Origin of the sequence: Streptomyces sp. YS-3 (assembly GCF_045257485.1) — a bacterium.
GTDB lineage: Bacteria > Actinomycetota > Actinomycetes > Streptomycetales > Streptomycetaceae > Streptomyces.
Genome location: NZ_JBJHPC010000822.1, coordinates 1 through 2388 on the forward strand (window position 1 = coordinate 1; position 2388 = coordinate 2388).

Here is a 2388-nt window from a genome sequence, read left to right on the forward strand (position 1 = left end):
GAGGGGTCGTACGGTTCCGGGGCGCCCGGGTCGTACGCGCACAGCCGCACCGGCGGCGGAACCGGCGGCGGGGGCGGCCCCGCCGACGCCGTGCCGGGGCCGCGCGCTCCCGAGCCGCCCGCCCCGCCGTCGCGCTTCTCGTTCTCCGTGGGTACCGCCGTCGAGCCCGGCGAGCGGGGCCGGGGCCGGCGCATGAGCTGCACGGTCGCGCTGGCCGTCGCGGGGGCGGTGGCCGCCGCGACCGTCGGCGCCGCGTTCCTCTTCGACCTGATGCCGGGGGACAGCGGCCACAAGCGCGACGCGGCCTCGGGCAGCCCCAGCAGGACCGCCACGCCGCCGCCGGACTCGACCCCCGGCGGGACGGGCGGTCCGGGCGTCCCGCAGCTGCCCCGGGCCTTCCTGGGCACCTGGAAGGGCCCGATGACGGAGTCCACGACCGGGCAGCCGCACGGCGACCTGACGGCCGTGTTCACGGCGGGCGGCACCGGCAAGGACGTCCTGCGCACCTCCTCCAGGATCAGCGTGCTGGGCACGACCGTGGAGTGCCTCGGAGTCGGCAGGCTCGTCTCCGGCACCGACCGGAGCGTCACGGTCGAGGAGCGCACCGACCCGGAGCGCCGGGGTACGGCGGGCCTGTGCACCGGCGGGACGGCGATCCTGGTCTTCACCCGCAACGCGGACGGCACGCTCAGGTACGAGTCGAAGGAGACGGGCGCGGGCAAGCCGTACGCGACGCTGGTCAAGCAGACGGGCTGAGCGGCACGGGTCCGTACGGGTCGGTACAGGTCCGTACGGGTCAGGCCCGGCACCCGGGCCGAAGCGGGCCCGGCCCGCTGGCGTAGGCTGGCGCGGTCCGTCCGCAACCCTGCCGAAAGGGACACTCCGGTGACTGAGAAGGCCGACCTCCAGTCCGTCCTCGACCGTGCCGCCGCGGGTGGACGCATCACCCCCGAAGAGGCGCTCGACCTCTACCGCTCGGCGCCGCTGCACGCGCTGGGCGCCGCCGCCGACGCGGCGCGCCGCCGCCGGTACGCCGGGACCGAGCACATCGCCACGTACATCATCGAGCGCAACATCAACTACACGAACGTGTGTGTCACGGCGTGCAAGTTCTGCGCCTTCTACGCGGCCCCCAAGGACACCAAGAAGGGCTGGACCCGCGACCTCGACGACATCCTGCGCCGCTGCGCGGAGACCGTCGAGCTGGGCGGCACCCAGATCATGTTCCAGGGCGGCCACCACCCGGACTACGGCGTCGAGTACTACGAGAAGCACTTCAGCGCCATCAAGCAGAACTTCCCGCAGCTGGTCATCCACTCCCTCGGCGCCTCCGAGGTCGACCACATGGCCCGTATCTCCGGCGTCTCCGTGGAGGAGGCGATCGAGCGCATCCACGCCGCCGGTCTCGACTCCTTCGCGGGCGCCGGCGCGGAGCTGCTGCCGGAGCGTCCGCGCAAGGCCATCGCCCCGCTCAAGGAGAGCGGCGAGCGCTGGCTGGAGATCATGGAGACGGCGCACCGGCTGGGCGTGGAGTCCACCTCCACGATGCTGATGGGCACCGGCGAGACCAACGCCGAGCGCATCGAGCACATCCGGATGATCCGCGACGTACAGGACCGCACGGGCGGCTTCCGCGCGTTCATCCCGTACACCTACCAGCCCGAGAACAACCATCTGAAGGGCCGGACGCAGGCGAGCGTCTTCGAGTACCTGCGGATGCTGGCGGTCGCGCGGCTCTTCCTCGACAACATCGCGCACATCCAGGGCTCCTGGCTCACCGTCGGCAAGGAGGCGGGCCAGCTGTCGCTGCACTACGGCGCGGACGACCTGGGCTCCGTGATGCTGGAGGAGAACGTCGTCTCCTCGGCCGGCGCCCGGCACCGCTCCAACCGCATGGAACTCATCGACCTGATCCGCAAGGCGGGCCGGGTGCCGGCGCAGCGCGCCACGACCTACGAGCACCTGCTCGTCCACGACGACCCGGCGAACGACCCGGTCGACGAGCGGGTCATGTCGCACATCTCGTCGACGGCGATCGAGGGCGGCACGGCACACCCCGAGCTGAAGCTGCTGGCGTCCAACTGACGCCGTCGTGCTGACCATCCACGCCCCCTCGGAGGGCGACGCGGTCCTGGTCGAGGGCGACCGGCTGGCGGCGATCGGCCCGTACGAGTCGCTGGCCGAGGCCTGCCCCGCCGCGCGCGTGCGCCGGTGGCCGGGCCGGCTGTCGCCGGGGCTGGCCGACCCGTCCGGGGTGGAGCTGCTGGAGCGCGCGTACCACCCGGACCCGCGCGAGGCGGACGCGCTCGGCACCGAGCCGCTCCTCCCGCCGCCCTTCCCCCTCGACGACGCCCGCCGGGGCGGGAGTGCGCGGCGGGCGTCGTCGAG

1 protein-coding gene and 2 pseudogenes are annotated in these 2388 nt (G+C 73.5%); all 3 read left to right on the top strand.

What is annotated here, in order from left to right; genetic code table 11:
* A pseudogene (locus ACJA3G_RS35205) lies at positions 1 to 756 on the top strand (serine/threonine protein kinase); the annotation flags it as partial.
* A gap of 129 nt (positions 757 to 885) precedes the next feature.
* Positions 886 to 2085 carry a cyclic dehypoxanthinyl futalosine synthase gene (gene mqnC, locus ACJA3G_RS35210; RefSeq protein WP_406557096.1) on the top strand — a complete coding sequence of 400 codons (1200 nt, stop codon included), beginning with the start codon at positions 886 to 888 and terminating at the stop codon, positions 2083 to 2085.
* Positions 2086 to 2092: 7 nt separating this feature from the next.
* Positions 2093 to 2388: pseudogene (locus tag ACJA3G_RS35215) on the top strand (hypothetical protein); the annotation flags it as partial.